Source organism: Stenotrophomonas sp. STEN147, assembly GCF_056757995.1.
In genome coordinates this window covers 176,272-191,600 of the sequence record NZ_JBRRCG010000006.1, presented here as the reverse complement: position 1 = coordinate 191,600, position 15,329 = coordinate 176,272, and the positions used below count along the sequence as shown (strand labels likewise).

Annotated in this window: 14 protein-coding genes and 1 pseudogene; 6 read left to right on the top strand and 9 right to left on the bottom strand. The window is 66.8% G+C overall.

The window, feature by feature from the left end:
• Nucleotides 1-474: 474 nt before the first annotated feature.
• The gene (gene purB, locus ACVOKU_RS09030) at nucleotides 475-1,842 is read right to left on the bottom strand and encodes an adenylosuccinate lyase (protein WP_481559696.1); all 1,368 of its coding nucleotides are present in this window, start codon (nucleotides 1,840-1,842) and stop codon (nucleotides 475-477) included.
• Nucleotides 1,843-2,131: 289 nt separating this feature from the next.
• On the opposite strand from purB, the gene ACVOKU_RS09025 reads away from it, so the two are divergent.
• Nucleotides 2,132-3,568 (top strand): class II fumarate hydratase, encoded by a 1,437-nt coding sequence (locus ACVOKU_RS09025; protein WP_279942738.1) that lies wholly within the window; start codon nucleotides 2,132-2,134, stop codon nucleotides 3,566-3,568.
• A 58-nt stretch (nucleotides 3,569-3,626) separates the two neighbouring features.
• Here ACVOKU_RS09025 and ACVOKU_RS09020 read toward each other — a convergent pair whose 3' ends face one another.
• The 7 genes from ACVOKU_RS09020 to ACVOKU_RS08990 form a co-directional block, all read right to left on the bottom strand.
• Entirely contained in the window at nucleotides 3,627-4,052 is a 426-nt protein-coding gene (locus tag ACVOKU_RS09020) for a hypothetical protein (protein WP_053515382.1), read from the bottom strand.
• Between the two features lie 89 nt (nucleotides 4,053-4,141).
• Nucleotides 4,142-4,753, bottom strand: coding sequence for a YggN family protein (locus tag ACVOKU_RS09015; RefSeq protein WP_481559695.1), 612 nt, complete (start codon nucleotides 4,751-4,753; stop codon nucleotides 4,142-4,144).
• A 30-nt stretch (nucleotides 4,754-4,783) separates the two neighbouring features.
• Nucleotides 4,784-5,668, bottom strand: coding sequence for a DUF4097 family beta strand repeat-containing protein (locus tag ACVOKU_RS09010; protein WP_180875576.1), 885 nt, complete (start codon nucleotides 5,666-5,668; stop codon nucleotides 4,784-4,786).
• A 22-nt stretch (nucleotides 5,669-5,690) separates the two neighbouring features.
• Nucleotides 5,691-6,716, bottom strand: coding sequence for a hypothetical protein (locus ACVOKU_RS09005; RefSeq protein ID WP_193396648.1), 1,026 nt, complete (start codon nucleotides 6,714-6,716; stop codon nucleotides 5,691-5,693).
• A complete protein-coding gene (locus ACVOKU_RS09000; protein WP_481559694.1) occupies nucleotides 6,713-7,603 on the bottom strand; it encodes an ABC transporter ATP-binding protein in 891 nt (296 codons plus the stop codon). Before ACVOKU_RS09000 ends, ACVOKU_RS09005 begins: the two co-directional genes overlap by 4 nt.
• Nucleotides 7,603-7,962 carry a GntR family transcriptional regulator gene (locus ACVOKU_RS08995; RefSeq protein ID WP_481559693.1) on the bottom strand — a complete coding sequence of 120 codons (360 nt, stop codon included), beginning with the start codon at nucleotides 7,960-7,962 and terminating at the stop codon, nucleotides 7,603-7,605. The genes ACVOKU_RS09000 and ACVOKU_RS08995 overlap by 1 nt, the downstream gene beginning before the upstream one ends.
• A gap of 2 nt (nucleotides 7,963-7,964) precedes the next feature.
• Nucleotides 7,965-8,210, bottom strand: coding sequence for a hypothetical protein (locus ACVOKU_RS08990; protein WP_065176058.1), 246 nt, complete (start codon nucleotides 8,208-8,210; stop codon nucleotides 7,965-7,967).
• A 366-nt stretch (nucleotides 8,211-8,576) separates the two neighbouring features.
• Here ACVOKU_RS08990 and ACVOKU_RS08985 point away from each other — a divergent pair, with 366 nt between their 5' ends.
• From ACVOKU_RS08985 to ACVOKU_RS08965, 5 genes are all read left to right on the top strand, one after another.
• Nucleotides 8,577-9,164, top strand: coding sequence for a glutathione peroxidase (locus ACVOKU_RS08985; RefSeq protein ID WP_481559692.1), 588 nt, complete (start codon nucleotides 8,577-8,579; stop codon nucleotides 9,162-9,164).
• A gap of 96 nt (nucleotides 9,165-9,260) precedes the next feature.
• A complete protein-coding gene (locus ACVOKU_RS08980) occupies nucleotides 9,261-10,238 on the top strand; it encodes an FKBP-type peptidyl-prolyl cis-trans isomerase N-terminal domain-containing protein (protein ID WP_065182910.1) in 978 nt (325 codons plus the stop codon).
• Nucleotides 10,239-10,261: 23 nt separating this feature from the next.
• On the top strand, nucleotides 10,262-11,611 hold the full coding sequence (locus ACVOKU_RS08975) for a UDP-glucose dehydrogenase family protein (protein ID WP_053515400.1): 1,350 nt from the start codon (nucleotides 10,262-10,264) through the stop codon (nucleotides 11,609-11,611).
• Nucleotides 11,604-11,843: a SlyX family protein gene (locus ACVOKU_RS08970; protein WP_053515402.1), complete on the top strand. Its 240-nt coding sequence runs from the start codon at nucleotides 11,604-11,606 to the stop codon at nucleotides 11,841-11,843. Before ACVOKU_RS08975 ends, ACVOKU_RS08970 begins: the two co-directional genes overlap by 8 nt.
• A gap of 15 nt (nucleotides 11,844-11,858) precedes the next feature.
• Nucleotides 11,859-12,527 carry a DUF2058 domain-containing protein gene (locus tag ACVOKU_RS08965; RefSeq protein WP_481559691.1) on the top strand — a complete coding sequence of 223 codons (669 nt, stop codon included), beginning with the start codon at nucleotides 11,859-11,861 and terminating at the stop codon, nucleotides 12,525-12,527.
• A gap of 60 nt (nucleotides 12,528-12,587) precedes the next feature.
• Here the strand turns inward: ACVOKU_RS08965 and metH are convergent.
• Nucleotides 12,588-15,326: pseudogene (gene metH / locus ACVOKU_RS08960) on the bottom strand (methionine synthase); the annotation flags it as partial.
• Nucleotides 15,327-15,329: the final 3 nt, after the last annotated feature.

The window sequence follows — 15,329 nt, the reverse complement described above, 5'->3', positions numbered from 1 at the left end:
CTCGCGCCCCGCCCCCCGCCCCCCCCCCCCCCCCCCCCCCCCCCCCCCCCCCCCCCCCCCCCCCCCGGCCCCTGACAGTTTCCTGCGGGGTCCGCCACGGAATGGAAGAAGAAAATCAAAGGCAACAGCGGCTCGCGCGCTGCGCTTGCCCGGCCCTGCAGAATCCAAAAAACCAAAGAGGGACGCGGCAAAGCCGCGTCCCTCCTTCACATTCCGTCCCGACAACAAATGCTCTTCGATCCATCACCGGGACGCTGCCAGAGGTGGGGCGGGCTGGGTTCGCGGGGGTGTCAGCCGCATGGATGCGGCTGCCAAGCCTCCACGGACGGATTCACGGCGTCCCCCGCGAATCCAACCCGCCCCGCCAAACACTGCAGAAACCCAGAGCCGCCTTTGACGTTGCTGTTGCTGTTGCCTTGGCAGTACACGCCTGCCGCAGGCAGCGCCCGCGGCCGCCGCCGCAAAGGAAGCCCCTTAAATCTTCTTCGCCAGCGCCTCGGCCAGACCGGTGTAGCTGCCCGGGGTCATCTCCAGCAGCCGCTGCTTCGCATCCGCCGGCAGCTCCAGCCCCTGTACGAACGCCCGCATCGACTCGGCGGTGATGCCCTGGCCCCGGGTCAGTGCCTTCAGCTGCTCGTACGGGTTCGGCAGGCCGTGGCGGCGCATCACCGTCTGCACCGCTTCGGCCAGCACTTCCCAGGCCGCATCCAGATCGGCGTCCAGGCGCTGCGGATTCACCTCCAGCTTGCCCAGTCCCTTGGCCAGCGAGTCCAGCGCCACCTGGCTGTGGCCGAAGGCGGTACCCAGCGCCCGCAGCACGGTGGAATCGGTCAGGTCGCGCTGCCAGCGGCTGATCGGCAGCTTCGCGCTGAAGTGCTCGAACAGCGCGTTGGCGATGCCGAAGTTGCCTTCGGCATTTTCGAAATCGATCGGGTTGACCTTGTGCGGCATGGTCGACGAGCCGACTTCGCCTTCCTTCAGGCGCTGCTTGAAGTAGCCCAGCGAGATGTAGCCCCAGATGTCGCGGGCCAGGTCGATCAGGATGATGTTGGCGCGGCGGGCGGCATCGCCGATTTCGGCGACGTTGTCGTGCGGCTCGATCTGCGTGGTGTACGGGTTGAACACCAGGCCCAGCCCGGTCACGAAGCGTTCGGCGAAGGCCGGCCAGTCCACGTCCGGGTAGCTGGCGACGTGCGCGTTGTAGTTGCCGACCGCACCGTTGATCTTGCCGGTCAGCTCGACCGCGGCGATCTGGCGGCGCTGACGCTCCAGGCGCGCCACCACGTTCGCCAGCTCCTTGCCCAGGGTGGTCGGCGAAGCGGTCTGGCCGTGCGTGCGCGACAGCATCGGCTGCGCGGCCTGGGCGTGGGCCAGGCCGCGCAGGGTGGCGGCGATGCCGTCGAGCGTCGGCAGCAGCACCTCGCGGCGCGCCTGCTCGAGCATCAGGCCGTAGCTGAGGTTGTTGATGTCCTCGCTGGTGCAGGCGAAATGCACGAACTCCAGTGCCGGCGCCAGCTCGGCGTCGTCCTTCAGCTGCTCCTTGATGAAGTACTCCACCGCCTTGACGTCATGGTTGGTGGTGCGCTCGATCTCCTTCACCCGGGCGGCATGGGTGGGGCTGAAACCGCTGGCCAGCGCGCGCAGACGGGCGGTGGCGGCTTCGGAGAACGCCGCAAGCTCGACGATGCCCGGCTCGGCGGCCAGCGCCAGCAGCCACTCCACCTCGACCGTGACGCGGGCCTTGATCAGGCCGTACTCGGAGAAGATCGGGCGCAGGGCATCGACCTTGCCGGCGTAGCGGCCATCGAGCGGGGACAGGGCGAGCAGGGCGGAATCGGACATGTCGGCAGGGCGGGAGCGAGCGGCGGGGCCGATATTCTACGACGCGTGGCCTTCGCATGCTTGGTAGCGCCGGGCCATGCCCGGCGGATGGCGGCCGCGCTGCGCGCTCGCCGGGCACGGCCCGGCGCTACCCGTGTAAACGGCCCTGCGGATGAAACGATCTGGCCCGTCCTCGTCATCCCACGTTGCAGGCAAGGGAGTATCGTTGGCGCCGCCGCCAGCCCGGGAAGCGACACCCTGCCAGCCGCCGCTTCCCTTTCCCCAACTGAAGTAGTGCGGAGTCGATGCAATGAGCAAAGCTGCAAGCAAGGGTGCCTCCCAGGCGTTCCGGATTGAACACGACAGCATGGGCGAGCTGCAGGTGCCTGCCGACGCCCTGTGGGGCGCGCAAACCCAGCGCGCCGTGCAGAATTTCCCGGTGTCGGGCCAGCGCATGCCGCGCGGGTTCATCCGTGCGCTGGGTCTGGTCAAGGGTGCCGCTGCCGGCGTCAACGCCGAACTGGGCCACCTGCCCAGGAACGTGGCCAAGGCGATCCAGGCCGCCGCCGCGGAAGTGGCGGCGGGTGACTGGGACGCGCATTTCCCCATCGATGTCTACCAGACCGGTTCGGGCACGTCCTCGAACATGAATGCCAACGAGGTCATCGCGACCCTCGCCAACCGCGCCGGCAAGGCCGGCAAGACCACGGTCCATCCCAACGACCACGTCAACCAGGGGCAGAGCTCCAATGACGTGATCCCGACCGCGCTGCGCGTCTCGGCGGTGCTGGCGGCGCACGAACAGCTGCTGCCCGCGCTGGCGCATCTGCGCAGGACCATCGACAGGAAGGGCCGCAGCCTGCGCAAGGTGGTCAAGACCGGCCGTACCCACCTGATGGACGCCATGCCGCTGACCTTCGAGCAGGAGTTCGGTGCCTGGTCGGCACAGCTGGCATCGGCACAGGCGCGCATCGAGGACAGCCTCAAGCGCGTCCGCCGGCTGCCGCTGGGCGGCACCGCCATCGGTACCGGCATCAATGCCGATCCGCGTTTCGGCGCTCAGGTGGCCAAGGCCCTCAAGCAGCACTCGGGCTTCAAGTTCGACAGTGCCGACAACAAGTTTGAAGGCCTGGCCGCGCAGGACGATGCGGTGGAGCTGTCCGGCCAGCTCAATGCGCTGGCGGTGGCGCTGATCAAGATCGCCAACGATCTGCGCTGGATGAATGCCGGGCCGCTGGCGGGGCTGGGCGAGATCGAACTGCCGGCCCTGCAGCCGGGCAGCTCGATCATGCCGGGCAAGGTCAATCCGGTGATTCCGGAGGCGACGGTGATGGCCTGCGCGCAGGTGATCGGTCACCACACGGCGATCACGGTGGCCGGGCAGACCGGCAATTTCCAGCTCAATGTGACCCTGCCGCTGATCGCGGTGAACCTGCTCGAAGGCATCGGCCTGCTGGCCAACGTGTCGACGCTGCTGGCCGACAGCGCCATCGCAGGCCTGAAGGTGCGCGAGGATCGCGTGGCGGAGGCGCTGGCGCGCAACCCGATCCTGGTCACTGCGCTGAACCCGATCATCGGCTATGAGAAGGCCGCGGCAATCGCCAAGCGCGCCTACAAGGAACAGCGGCCGGTGCTGGAGGTGGCGCTGGAGGACAGCGGTCTGGGCGAAGCGGAACTGCGGCGCCTGCTGGATCCGACGGCGCTGACCGCTGGCGGCATCCATGCGGGAGGCGGTGGCGGCGGTTGATCTGCCGAGCAGGCTTGCCGGGCCAATGAGAAACGCCGCCCTCGGGCGGCGTTTGCGTTCAGCGACGGTCGGCGACGATGTTGCCGAAGGTCTCGGTGTAGTCCTTGAACTCGGGGATGCGCTGGATCAGGTCGCCTGGAATGACGTCCATGCCCTCCGGTGGCTGGATCTTCACCGGCTGCATGTTCGGATCGGCGGGGGCGGCCACCAGCGTGTTCTGGCGCAGTACCTGCAGCTTGCCGAACATCGTCTGCAGCATCTGTTTCTGCGCATCGTCCAGCGGAATCTGGATCTCGTCCATCTTCATCGTGCCGTCGGCCAGGATGATGATGTTCGGTGCCGGTGGACGGCGCACGGTCACCATGCCTTCGCTGACGGAAATCTTGGGCTTGCCACGCTCTGCGCGGTGGTTGCGGTAATCCTGGTCGCAGCCGGCCAGGCCCAGGCAGAACAGGGCAGCCAGCAGCAGAAACAGCTTCTTCATGACGATTCGATCGGGGGCATCCGGGGTGCCCATTGTAAGCCCGGTACCGGCAGCGGAGGCCCGCTGCCGGCCGGGTGCGCTGAAGTGTCTCAGTTGGAGAAGGTGACCGAGCCGTCCTTCCCGCAGTCGTCGACGTCGCTTTGGTCCATGCTGGCGTAGGGCTTGAAGGCAGGCAGTTCGCGGGCAAGCGCCTGCTGGCTGGCCAGCATCGCCGGCAGCCGGTCGCAGATGCGCTTGGCCTGCGCTTCGATCTTGGCGGCCTCGGCGTTGATCCGCTTCTCCACGCCTTCGCTGTCACCGCTGAAGATGCCCTTGAGCGCTTCACCGGCAGCGCTGGCACCGAGCTTGGCACCGGCCAGGCCGACATTCATGCCGTCCGTCGCGATGGCGACCACGTGACCGCGGTACTCCAGCAGCTGGCGGCGCTGCGCGTCGTTGGTCGGCACATCCTTGCCGCCGATCAGCAGCTGTCCGTCCGGCGTGATCTCCGCGCGCGGCTGATTGTCGGCGGAGATCTTGATGTTGCCCTCAGTGATCTCCCTGCGGGCCTCATCCATGGCTTCCTGGACTTTCTTGCCAACGCCGCTGGAGGTTTCGGCGACGCTCTTGCCGACACTGGTGTCGGGTGCGGAAGACGTGCCACCGCAGGCGATCAGCGGCAGGCACAGCAGGGTGGCAGGCAGCAGGCGCATCAGGTTCATGGCATTCCCCTCGAATCGGTGGGTTGGGATTTACTTGTTGCGGGGCAGGGTGACCCTGCCGCTGACATTGCGGTGCACGACGTCGCCGCTGCCGCTGTGATCGACGGTCAGGTTGCCGCGCACCCCATCGACGTCGACGTCGCCGGAGCCATGGCTGCGCACGTGCACATCGCCGCCGATGTCACCCAGGTCGATGCCCCCCGAGCCCACCACGCCGATCTGGACGCTGCCCTGCACGCGCTTGAAGTCGACGTCGCCCGATCCGACCGTGTCCAGGCGTGCGTTGCCACGCACGTCGCTGATCGTGAGGTCGCCGGAGCCGACCGTGCCGACGATCGCGTCGCCCCCGATGTTGCGTGCCTTGACGTCACCCGAGCCGAGCGACAGCAGGTTCAGTGCGCTGCCACCGTCGATCTCCAGGTCGCCGGAGCCGACGGAGGCATGGATGGTGCCGCGGGTGCCGCGCGCAACGGCGTCGCCGGAGCCGACATCCACGCTCAGTGACTGCGCGTTGTCGATGCTGGCATCGCCGGAGCCGACCTTGAACTGCAGCGGCAGGTTGTCCGGCACGCTGCCGCGGATGTCCAGCCAGGCGTAGAAGTTGCCCAGGTTCAGGCCGGCACGGCTTGCGCGGCGCAGGCTGACCACCAGCTTGTCGCCTTCCCGGCGCTGGTCCAGCACCAGCTGGTCCAGCAGATCCTGGCTGGACGCGCAGGCACGGCCGTCGAGCTGACCGCCTCCACTGCGGGCGGTCACCTTCAGATCGAACTGGTTCACCTCGAACACCACTGCCTTGGCACCGGCCACGTCCAGCTTCAACGTGCGTGCAGCGGTGAACTTGCAGTTGGGTGCATCGGCGGCCAGGGCCGACAGCGGCATCAGCAACAACGCGGTACAGGCGAGCAGGGAACGCATGGGTGGTGGCTCCGGTAAGGGCTCAGATTTCGCCGGCGCGGCGGCGCAGGCGGATGGCAAGGAAGATGAAAAGCGCGCCGAACGCAGCGCCGATCCACAGTCCCGGCATCGCCAGCGACTTCAGCTGCGCGACCGGGCCCATCAGCGCGGTGACCGATTCCAGGTCCGCACGCGAGTCCTGCAGGCCGGTGCGGTAGATCAGGTCCATGCCGGGTACGCCACTGAGCAGCAGGCGACCGACGACGTTCTGCCAGAACCAGCCGCTGGTGAGCCCGAACAGGGTCATGACCTTGGTGGTGGAGACGATGATCCCGGCGAACAGCGGCAGCATCACCGCCCACAGGAAGGGCTTGGACTTGGCCCAGGCCGAGCACAGCAGCAGCCAGCCGGCGGTCGGCAGCGCCCACAGGACGTAGACCGGAATCCAGGACAGGTGGCCGGCGGCCAAGGTCAGCGGGCTGGCCGGTCCCCAAATCAGGTTCATCGGGCTGCCACCGTGCAGCGCGGCCACCAGGCTGATGATGGCGAGGAAACCGAACATGGTCAGGATGCCGGCGACCACTGCGATCAGCGGGGCGATCACCAGCGCGCTGATCGCCTTGGAAAGCACGGTCTGGGTATCGGACAGCGGCAGCGATTTCCAGAACAGGATGCTGCGGTCGCGGCGGTCGTCATACAGCGCGCCAAGGCAGTAGAAGAACATCACGAACGCCAGCACCAGGAATGGCCAGGCCGAACTCAGCACCAGGGTCAGGTCGAGGCCGTTGCCCAGGTCGGCCATGTCCTTGGCACTGATGTTGCGGGTCAGCAGCGCCAGGTCCAGGCCGTTGATGTTCACGTCCTCGCCATCGATGTGCAGATTGCCGTCGCGCGCAGCCCGATGCAGGGCGAACAGGCCGAAGGCGATGCCCACACCGCTCATCAGCAGCGACACCACGCCGGCGATCAGCGGCGCATAGAGGAACCCGCCACGGTTCTCCCAGTATTCACGCTTGAGCAGCCAGCGCAGCGTGCCGGCGGGGCCGACGGGATGATTGACGGCGTTCATGCGTAGGTCCCCTTCATGACAGCGACGAACAGATCAGCCAGGCCCGGGCTGCGGGTCTCGCCAAGGGAGGTGAGCTGGTCACGCGGCACGCCGTCATACAGCAGCACGGTCTTGCCGAAAGCCAGGGCGCGCTCGTCGATCGGCTTGAGCGCACGCGCGGTATCGAGCTGCTCGGCGTTGACCAGCAGCTCGGTGTAGCGTTGGCCGACATCCTCCATCTCTGCGTCGAGCACGATGCGGCCGTCGCGGATGAACATGACGTCGCTGAGGATGTGCTCGATCTCTTCGACCTGGTGGGTGGTGACGATGATCGTCTTCTGCTCGTCGAAGTAGTCCTCCAGCAGGCGCTGGTAGAACTCCTTGCGGTACAGGATGTCCAGGCCCAGGGTCGGCTCGTCGAGCACCAGCACGCGGGCGTCGATGGCCATCACCAGGGCCAGGTGCAGCTGCACGATCATGCCTTTGGACAGTTCGCGCACGCGCTGCTTCGGCTGCAGCTTGGTGTTGGCCAGGAAGCGCTCGCAGCGGGCGCGATCGAAGCGCGGATGCACGCCGGCGACGAAGTCGATGGCCTCGCGCACCTTCAGCCAGCGGGGCAGCACCGCGACGTCGGCGATGAAGCAGATGTCCTTCATCAGCTCATCCCGATGCAGGCGCGGGTCGCGGCCGAGCACGCTGAGGTCGCCTTCCACCGTGGTCAGGCCGAGGATGGCCTTCAACGCGGTGGTCTTGCCGGCACCGTTGGGTCCGATCAGGCCGATGATCCGGCCCGCCGGGATGGTGAAGCTGGCATTGTCGAGCGCGACCGTGCTCTTGTAGGCCTTGCGCAGGCCGCGGGCGGTGATGACCGCGTCGCTTGCAGCGGTACTGGTGAGGCTGGCATTCATCAGACTTTCCCCTGGTTCAGCAATTCGTCGAGGCTCAGCCCCAGGCGCTGGATGCGCTCCAGGACGGCCGGCCATTCTTCATTGAGGAAGCGCTCGCGCTCGCTGCTGCGCAGCTGCGTGGCCGCCTGCTCGGTCATGAACATGCCCAGGCCCCGGCGCTTCTCGACCAGGCCTTCGTCAGCCAGTTCCTGGTAGGCGCGCGAAACGGTGATGGGGTTGAGCTGGTAGTCGGCGGCCACCTGGCGCACCGAAGGCAGGGCATCGCCCGGCTTGAGGATTCCGTCGAGCATCATGGCGATCACGCGTTCCTTCAGCTGGCGGTAGATGGGAGCGCCGTCGCTCCACTGGATGTCGCTCATGGTCAGCTCCGTGGGGTCAGCGGCTGTGCGAACGAGAAATACGGCATGGACAGGGAGCTGTGCAGCCGACGCGGGGGGGAGGGTGAAGCTTCCGGCGTCCCGGCCGTGGGAGTGGGCGCGTCCTGCGGGGTATCGGACAGAGAGGGGGCGGTGGGCGCGCGTGGCGAGGCCAGCCACGCCATCACCAGCAGGGTCGAAACGGCGGTGATCGCGGGAGCGGTGACGTTGCGATGCATCCGGGTGTTCATGGCATACCCCCTGTCTCAGGTGACTGGTGTTGTATGCAACTATAACACCGGCACGCCGACGTGCAACCCCCGACATGACCCAACTGATGGCAGGGGGTGTCATGGCGCAGACGCAATTCTGCAAGCCATTGATTTTAATGCGGAATGAGGCTCGGTGAGCGCAGGCCGTCGCGTCGCTTCCATTCAGCTGCGTCCATGCTATGTCAAGCACTGGCCAGCTTCTGGCCCCGGCCGCGTTGCCGCCAATCCGCGCAAAGCGCCGGGACGGTCGCGCGGCGGGGTGCCTCCCGGGGCCGGTGCTATAGTTCGGCCGATTCCCGGCCGCTCCCGGCCGGGCCCTGTGAATGGCCACCGCGGACCGCTCCGATGCCCCTGCCGACCGTCTTCCCGCGCCGCCTGCGCGGTCTTTCCCTGCTGACCCTGCTGGCCGGACTGGCCGTTCCCGGCCTCACCCTGGCCGCCGACCTGCTGGATGTGGACTACCGGCCACTGGCCGGCAAGCAGCAGGTCAACCTGCAGCAGCGCTATCACGGCCAGGTGCTGCTGGTGGTCAATACCGCCAGCAAGTGCGGGTACACGCCGCAGTACGAAGGCCTGGAAGCGCTGCAGCAGCGCTATGCACGCCGCGGGTTCGCGGTCCTCGGCTTCCCGTCCAACGATTTCAAGGGCCAGGAACCCGGTGACGAAGCGCAGATCCAGGAATTCTGCACGCTGACCTATGGCGTCAAGTTCCCGATGTTCGAGAAGGTCCACGTGGTCGGCGCGCAGGCCACCCCGCTGTACCAGCGCCTGACCGCGGCAACCGGCGTGGCGCCGGGCTGGAACTTCCACAAGTACCTGGTCGGCCGCGACGGCAGGGTCATCGCCCAGTTCGCCAGCAAGGTCACGCCGGATGATCCGCAGCTGATCGCGGCCATCGACAAGGCACTGGCCGCGCCCGCCGCCACGCGTTGATATCCGGCACGGATGCCTCGACATCGACGGCATGCGTGCGACAATGCTTCTTTTCGCGCCGACGTCGGCGCCCAGTCACTTCCAGGAATGCAGCGAATGAAGATGGGAATGCGCGGCGCAGCGGCGTCGGTTCTGATTCTGGCGATGGGCACTTCGGGTGTCGCTCTGTCGCAACAACCGGCGGCCCCCGCAGCCGCCAAGGAGACCGCAACCTTGAATTCCCCCAAGCAGAAGCTCGGTTACGCCATCGGCCTGGATGTCGCCAAGTCGTTCACCCCGATCGCCGATGAAATCGACGTCGCTGCCCTGCGCACGGCGGTGGAGCGTTCGTTCGAAGGCCTGCAGCCGCAGATCACCCAGGAACAGGCCAAGGCCACCGATGCCGCCCTGCGCCAGGTCGTGATGGCCCGCAGCGGCCAGCAGGTGCCGGGCGTTGCGCCGGGCTCTCAGCCGCCGAAGGTCGATCGGGTGAAGGTCGCACAGATGATCGGTTCCTACTCGGTGGGTCCGTCGCTGGCACAGCTGAAGGACGACATTGACGTTGCGTCGCTGTTTGACGCAATCAGCACTGGTCTGAGCAAGGGCCAGCCGAAGATGACCGAGGCTGACGCCACGGCCACCATCCAGGCGTTCATGGGCACCAAGCAGGCCGAAATGCAGGCCAAGGCCGCCCAGGCTGCACAGACCAACCGTCAGGAAGGCAACGCATTCCTGGCCAAGAACAAGACCCAGCCGGGCGTGGTGACCACGGCCTCGGGTCTGCAGTACCAGGTGATCCGCCCGGGCAGCGGCGAGCGTCCGCTGCCGACCAGCAAGGTGCGCGTGAACTACGAAGGCAAGCTGCTCGACGGCACCGTCTTTGACAGCTCCGCCAGCCGTGGCCCGGCCGAGTTCGGCCTGGACCAGGTGATCAAGGGATGGACCGAAGGCGTCGCGCTGATGCCGGTCGGCTCCAAGTACCGCTTCTGGATCCCGGGCGAGCTGGCCTATGGTGAGAACGGCACCCCGGGCGGCCCGATCGGTCCGAACGCCACGCTGACCTTCGACGTCGAACTGCTGGGCGTCCTGCCGTAAGCCACCACGGAGCCTGCACGGACATGCGCGTTGCGATTTTCGGTACCGGTTACGTCGGCCTGGTGACGGGCACCTGCCTGGCCGATGTCGGCCACCAGGTGATCTGCGTCGATATCGACCAGGGCAAGGTCGATGGCCTGAACCAGGGCATCATCCCGATCTATGAGCCGGGCCTGGAGCCGATGGTGAAGGCCAACCACGCTGCGGCGCGGCTGGCGTTCACCACTGATGCGGCCGCGGCGATCGCGCATGGCCAGGTGGTGTTCATCGCCGTGGGCACACCGCCGGACGAGGATGGCAGCGCCGACCTGCAGTACGTGCTGGCCGTGGCCCGCACCATCGGCCGGCACATGAGCGTGCCGACCGTGGTGGTCAACAAGTCGACGGTGCCGGTCGGCACCGCCGACAAGGTCCGTGCAGCGATCACCGACGAACTCGCAGCGCGCGGCGCCGACATCGCCTTCGATGTGGTCTCCAACCCGGAGTTCCTGAAGGAAGGCGACGCGGTTGCCGACTGCATGCGACCGGACCGCATCATCATCGGCGCCACCAGCGACGAGTCGGTGGCGGTGATGCGTCGCCTGTATGCACCGTTCAACCGCAACCACGACCGCGTGGTGGAGATGGACGTACGCTCGGCCGAGCTGACCAAGTACGCCGCCAACGCGATGCTGGCGACCAAGATTTCGTTCATGAACGAGATCGCCAACATTGCCGAGCGTGTCGGCGCCGACGTCGAGCAGGTCCGCCAGGGGATCGGCTCGGACCCGCGCATCGGCTGGCATTTCATCTATCCGGGGGCCGGTTACGGTGGCTCGTGTTTCCCCAAGGATGTGCAGGCGCTGGCCCGCACCGCCCAGCAGAGCGGCCTGGAGCCGAAGCTGCTGAACGCGGTGGAAGCGGTCAACGATGCGCAGAAGGGCCACCTGTTCGCCCTGGTGCAGCGCCACTACGACAAGGGCGAGGACGAGGGCGTGCGCGGCAGGACGTTCGCCGTGTGGGGGCTGGCCTTCAAGCCGAATACCGACGACATGCGCGAGGCCTCCAGCCGCCGCCTGCTGGCGCAGCTGTGGGAGGGTGGGGCGACCGTACGTGCGTTCGACCCCGAAGCCATGCACGAAGCGCAGCGCATCTTCGGTGAGCGCGATGATCTGGTGTTCTGTGACAGCGCCGATGACGCGCTGCAGGGCGCCGATGCGTTGATCGTGGTGACCGAATGGAAGCAGTTCCGCAGCCCTGATTTTTCGATGTTGCGCGAACGGCTGAAGGACGCGGTCGTGTTCGACGGCCGCAACCTGTACGACCCCGCCGAGGTCGAAGCGGCGGGCCTGGCGTACTACGGTATCGGCCGGGGGCGTTCACTGCATGTCTGAGCTGCCGACCGAACGCGAGCAGGCGCTGGAAGCGCGCCTGGTCGAGCTGGAGATGCGTGTGTCCTTCCAGGAGCACGCGCTGGCCGAACTGAGCGACGCACTGGCCGATGCCCGGATGCAGGGCACCCGCAACGCCGATGTGCTGCGCGTGCTGCTGGAAGACCTGGGCAAGGTCCGCAACGCACTGAATTCCTCTGATCCGGCGAGCGAACCGCCGCCGCCGCACTACTGATCCATACCCTTATCTATGAGCGATACCCTCCGCGACCAGTTGCTGGGCCTGGGCTTCAAGCCCGCGCCCAAGCCCGAGCGCAAGAATGATGGCCCCCGCCGTGATGGCCGCCCGCAGGGCAAGGGCGGCAACGGCAATGGAAAGCCGCAGGGCGCAGGCAAGGGCGAGCACACGCCCGGTGAGCGTCGCCGTCCCGGTGGTGCGCCGGGCAAGCCGGGGCAGCACCGTGGACAGGGCCCGCGCAGGCCGCGCAGTGCCGAGGAGATGGATCTGGCCAAGGCCTATGCCATCCGTGCCCAGAAGGAGAAGGAAGAGCGCATCGAAGCCGAGCGCCTGAAGCAGGAGGAAGCGCGCCAGCGCCGCGAGGCGAAGGCGAAGCTGGAAGAACTGCTGAAGGACAAGGGCCTGAATGACGAGGCGGCCGACATCGCGCGGCACTTCCCGTATGGCGGCAAGATCAAGCGGATCTATGTCACCGCGGCACAGCTGACCGCGCTCAATGCCGGCGAACTGGGCGTGGTGCAGCTCAATGGCCGCTATCTGCTGGTCACCGCCGAGGTGCTGAGCCAGGCCGAAGCCGTGTTCGCGGCCTCGGTGGCCCTGAAGGTCGATCCGGATGCCCCGGCCGAAGACGATCCCTACGCCGATCCGCAGTACCAGGTGCCGGACGACCTGGTCTGGTAAGCCTGCACCGCAGTGATCGTCAACGCCGGGCAATGCCCGGCGTTGCTGTTTCTGCGCGGTCTATTCGGGATCGTAGTCGAGGTTGGAGGCGAGCCAGCGCTCGGCCTGGGCGCGATCCACGCCCTTGCGCCGCGCGTAGTCGCTTACCTGTTCGCGGCTGAGGCGGCCGACCACGAAGTACTGGCTCTGTGGATGGCTGAAGTAGTAGCCGGACACCGCAGCGGTGGGCAGCATCGCGAAGCTCTCGGTCAGCGTCATGTCCGCGTTGGCTTCCGCCTGCAGCAGATCGAACAGGCGGCGCTTCTCGCTGTGCTCCGGGCACGCTGGATAGCCGGGGGCGGGCCGGATGCCGCGATACTTCTCGTCGATCAGCGCATCGTTGTCCAGCGCTTCGGTGCGGTCATACCCCCAGAACTCGGTGCGCACCCGCTGGTGCAGGCGTTCGGCCAGTGCTTCGGCGAAGCGGTCTGCCAGGGCCTTGAGCAGGATCGCGTTGTAATCGTCGTGCTCGGCTTCAAAGCGCGCGACATGGGCATCGATGCCGATACCGGCGGTGACCGCGAACGCACCGATCCAGTCCTGTCGCCCGCTGTCGGCCGGTGCGATGAAGTCGGCCAGGCAGAAGTCGGGGCGCTCGGCCGGCTTGTCGACCTGCTGGCGCAGGAAGTGCAGGGTGGTCTCGCCCTGTGGATGCTGCACACGGACATCGTCACCGACACTGTTGGCCGGCCACAGGCCGAACACTGCCTTGGCGGTCAGCCACTTCTCCGCGACGATGCGCGCCAGCATCGCCCGGGCGTCGCGGTACAGCTCGCTGGCCTGGGTGCCGACGATCTCGTCAGTGAGGATGGCCGGATACTTGCCAGCCAGTTCCCAGGCCTGGAAGAACGGTGTCCAGTCGATGTAGTCGACCAGTTCCGACAGGGGATAGTCTTCGAACACATGCAGGCCGGGCTGGTTCGGAACCGGGGGCACATAACTGTCCCAGCCGCCCTGGAATTTCTGGCCGCGCGCGTGCTCCAGCGAGACCAGCCGCTTGGCATCGCCACGGTTGCGGTGACGGGCGCGGATCTCGGCGTAGTCGGCTTCATTGGCAGCAACGAAGCCCGCGCGCAGGTCGCGCGAGATCAGCGACTGGGCCACGCCCACCGCGCGCGAGGCATCTTTCACCCACACCGTAGGGGCATGGTAGTGCGGGTCGATCTTCAACGCCGTGTGCGCGCGCGAGGTGGTGGCGCCGCCGATCAGCAATGGCAGGTCGAATCCCTGGCGCTGCATCTCGCGGGCGACATGGCTCATTTCCTCCAGTGACGGCGTGATCAGCCCGGACAGGCCGATCAGGTCGGCCTTGTGCTCGCGGGCCGCATCGAGAATCTTCTGCGCCGGCACCATCACGCCCAGATCGACCACCTCGAAGTTGTTGCAGGCAAGGACCACGCCGACGATGTTCTTGCCGATGTCGTGCACATCGCCTTTCACGGTGGCCATGATGATGCGGCCGTTGCTCTTGGCGGTGTCACCGCTGCGGGCCTTCTCCGCCTCGATATAGGGCAGCAGGTAGGCCACCGCCTTTTTCATCACGCGGGCCGACTTCACCACCTGCGGCAGGAACATCTTGCCGGCACCGAACAGGTCGCCGACGACGTTCATGCCATCCATCAACGGCCCTTCGATCACGTCCAGTGGACGGCTGGAGGCCTGCCGTGCCAGTTCGGTGTCCTCTTCCACGAACGCATCCAGCCCGTGCACCAGGGCGTGGGCCAGGCGCTGCTCGACCGGCTTGGCGCGCCAGGCCATGTCTTCGCTCTTCACCTTGCCCTTGCTGCCCTTGTAGCGTTCGGCAATCTCCAGCAGGCGCTCGGTGGCGTCAGGGCGGCGGTTGAGGATCACGTCCTCCACGCGCTCGCGCAGGTCCGGCTCCAGTTCGTCATAGATCGGCATGGCACCGGCGTTGACGATGCCCATGTCCATGCCGGCGGCGATGGCGTGGTACAGGAAGACCGAATGGATCGCCTGGCGCACCGTTTCGTTGCCACGGAACGAGAACGACACGTTGGAAACGCCGCCGGAGACGTGGCAGTGCGGCAGGGTCTGCTTGATGATGCGCGTGGCTTCGATGAAGTCCACCGCGTAGTTGTCGTGCTCCTCGATGCCGGTGGCGACGGCGAAGATGTTCGGGTCGAAGATGATGTCCTGTGGCGGGAAGCCGATCTCATCGACCAGGATGCGGTAGGCGCGCGTACAGATCTCGACCTTGCGCGCACAGGTGTCGGCCTGGCCGCTTTCGTCGAACGCCATCACCACCGCTGCCGCGCCGTAACGCAGCACCTTGCGCGCGTGTTCGCGGAACAGGGCCTCGCCTTCCTTCAGCGAGATCGAATTGACTACGCTCTTGCCCTGCAGGCATTTCAGGCCGGCTTCGATCACGCTCCATTTGGACGAGTCGACCATCACCGGAATGCGGGCGATGTCGGGCTCGGACATGATCAGGTTGAGGTAGCGGGTCATCGCCGCCTCGGAGTCGATCAGGCCCTCGTCCATGTTGACGTCGAGGATCTGCGCGCCACTGGCCACCTGTTGCCGGGCCACGTCCACGGCCTCCTCGTAGCGGCCTTCCTTGATCAGCTTGCGGAACTGCGCGCTGCCGGTGACGTTGGTGCGCTCGCCGACGTTGACGAACAGCAGGTCCGGGGTGATGACCAGCGGTTCCAGGCCGGACAGGCGGGTGGGGCGGACAGGCGTCATGGCAGGCGGTGGCTCAGCAACGGCAGGGCGGAAAGTGCGGAACGGTGGCGGCGACGT

Excerpts from the sequence above, each read along its gene's own strand:
- purB (WP_481559696.1), bottom strand. The coding sequence starts at position 1,842 with ATGTCCGATTCCGCCCTGCTCGCCCTGTCCCCGCTCGATGGCCGCTAC.
- ACVOKU_RS09025 (WP_279942738.1), top strand. The coding sequence starts at position 2,132 with ATGAGCAAAGCTGCAAGCAAGGGTGCCTCCCAGGCGTTCCGGATTGAA.
- ACVOKU_RS09020 (WP_053515382.1), bottom strand. The coding sequence starts at position 4,052 with ATGAAGAAGCTGTTTCTGCTGCTGGCTGCCCTGTTCTGCCTGGGCCTG.
- ACVOKU_RS09015 (WP_481559695.1), bottom strand. The coding sequence starts at position 4,753 with ATGAACCTGATGCGCCTGCTGCCTGCCACCCTGCTGTGCCTGCCGCTG.
- ACVOKU_RS09010 (WP_180875576.1), bottom strand. The coding sequence starts at position 5,668 with ATGCGTTCCCTGCTCGCCTGTACCGCGTTGTTGCTGATGCCGCTGTCG.
- ACVOKU_RS09005 (WP_193396648.1), bottom strand. The coding sequence starts at position 6,716 with ATGAACGCCGTCAATCATCCCGTCGGCCCCGCCGGCACGCTGCGCTGG.
- ACVOKU_RS09000 (WP_481559694.1), bottom strand. The coding sequence starts at position 7,603 with ATGAATGCCAGCCTCACCAGTACCGCTGCAAGCGACGCGGTCATCACC.
- ACVOKU_RS08995 (WP_481559693.1), bottom strand. The coding sequence starts at position 7,962 with ATGAGCGACATCCAGTGGAGCGACGGCGCTCCCATCTACCGCCAGCTG.
- ACVOKU_RS08990 (WP_065176058.1), bottom strand. The coding sequence starts at position 8,210 with ATGAACACCCGGATGCATCGCAACGTCACCGCTCCCGCGATCACCGCC.
- ACVOKU_RS08985 (WP_481559692.1), top strand. The coding sequence starts at position 8,577 with ATGCCCCTGCCGACCGTCTTCCCGCGCCGCCTGCGCGGTCTTTCCCTG.
- ACVOKU_RS08980 (WP_065182910.1), top strand. The coding sequence starts at position 9,261 with ATGAAGATGGGAATGCGCGGCGCAGCGGCGTCGGTTCTGATTCTGGCG.
- ACVOKU_RS08975 (WP_053515400.1), top strand. The coding sequence starts at position 10,262 with ATGCGCGTTGCGATTTTCGGTACCGGTTACGTCGGCCTGGTGACGGGC.
- ACVOKU_RS08970 (WP_053515402.1), top strand. The coding sequence starts at position 11,604 with ATGTCTGAGCTGCCGACCGAACGCGAGCAGGCGCTGGAAGCGCGCCTG.
- ACVOKU_RS08965 (WP_481559691.1), top strand. The coding sequence starts at position 11,859 with ATGAGCGATACCCTCCGCGACCAGTTGCTGGGCCTGGGCTTCAAGCCC.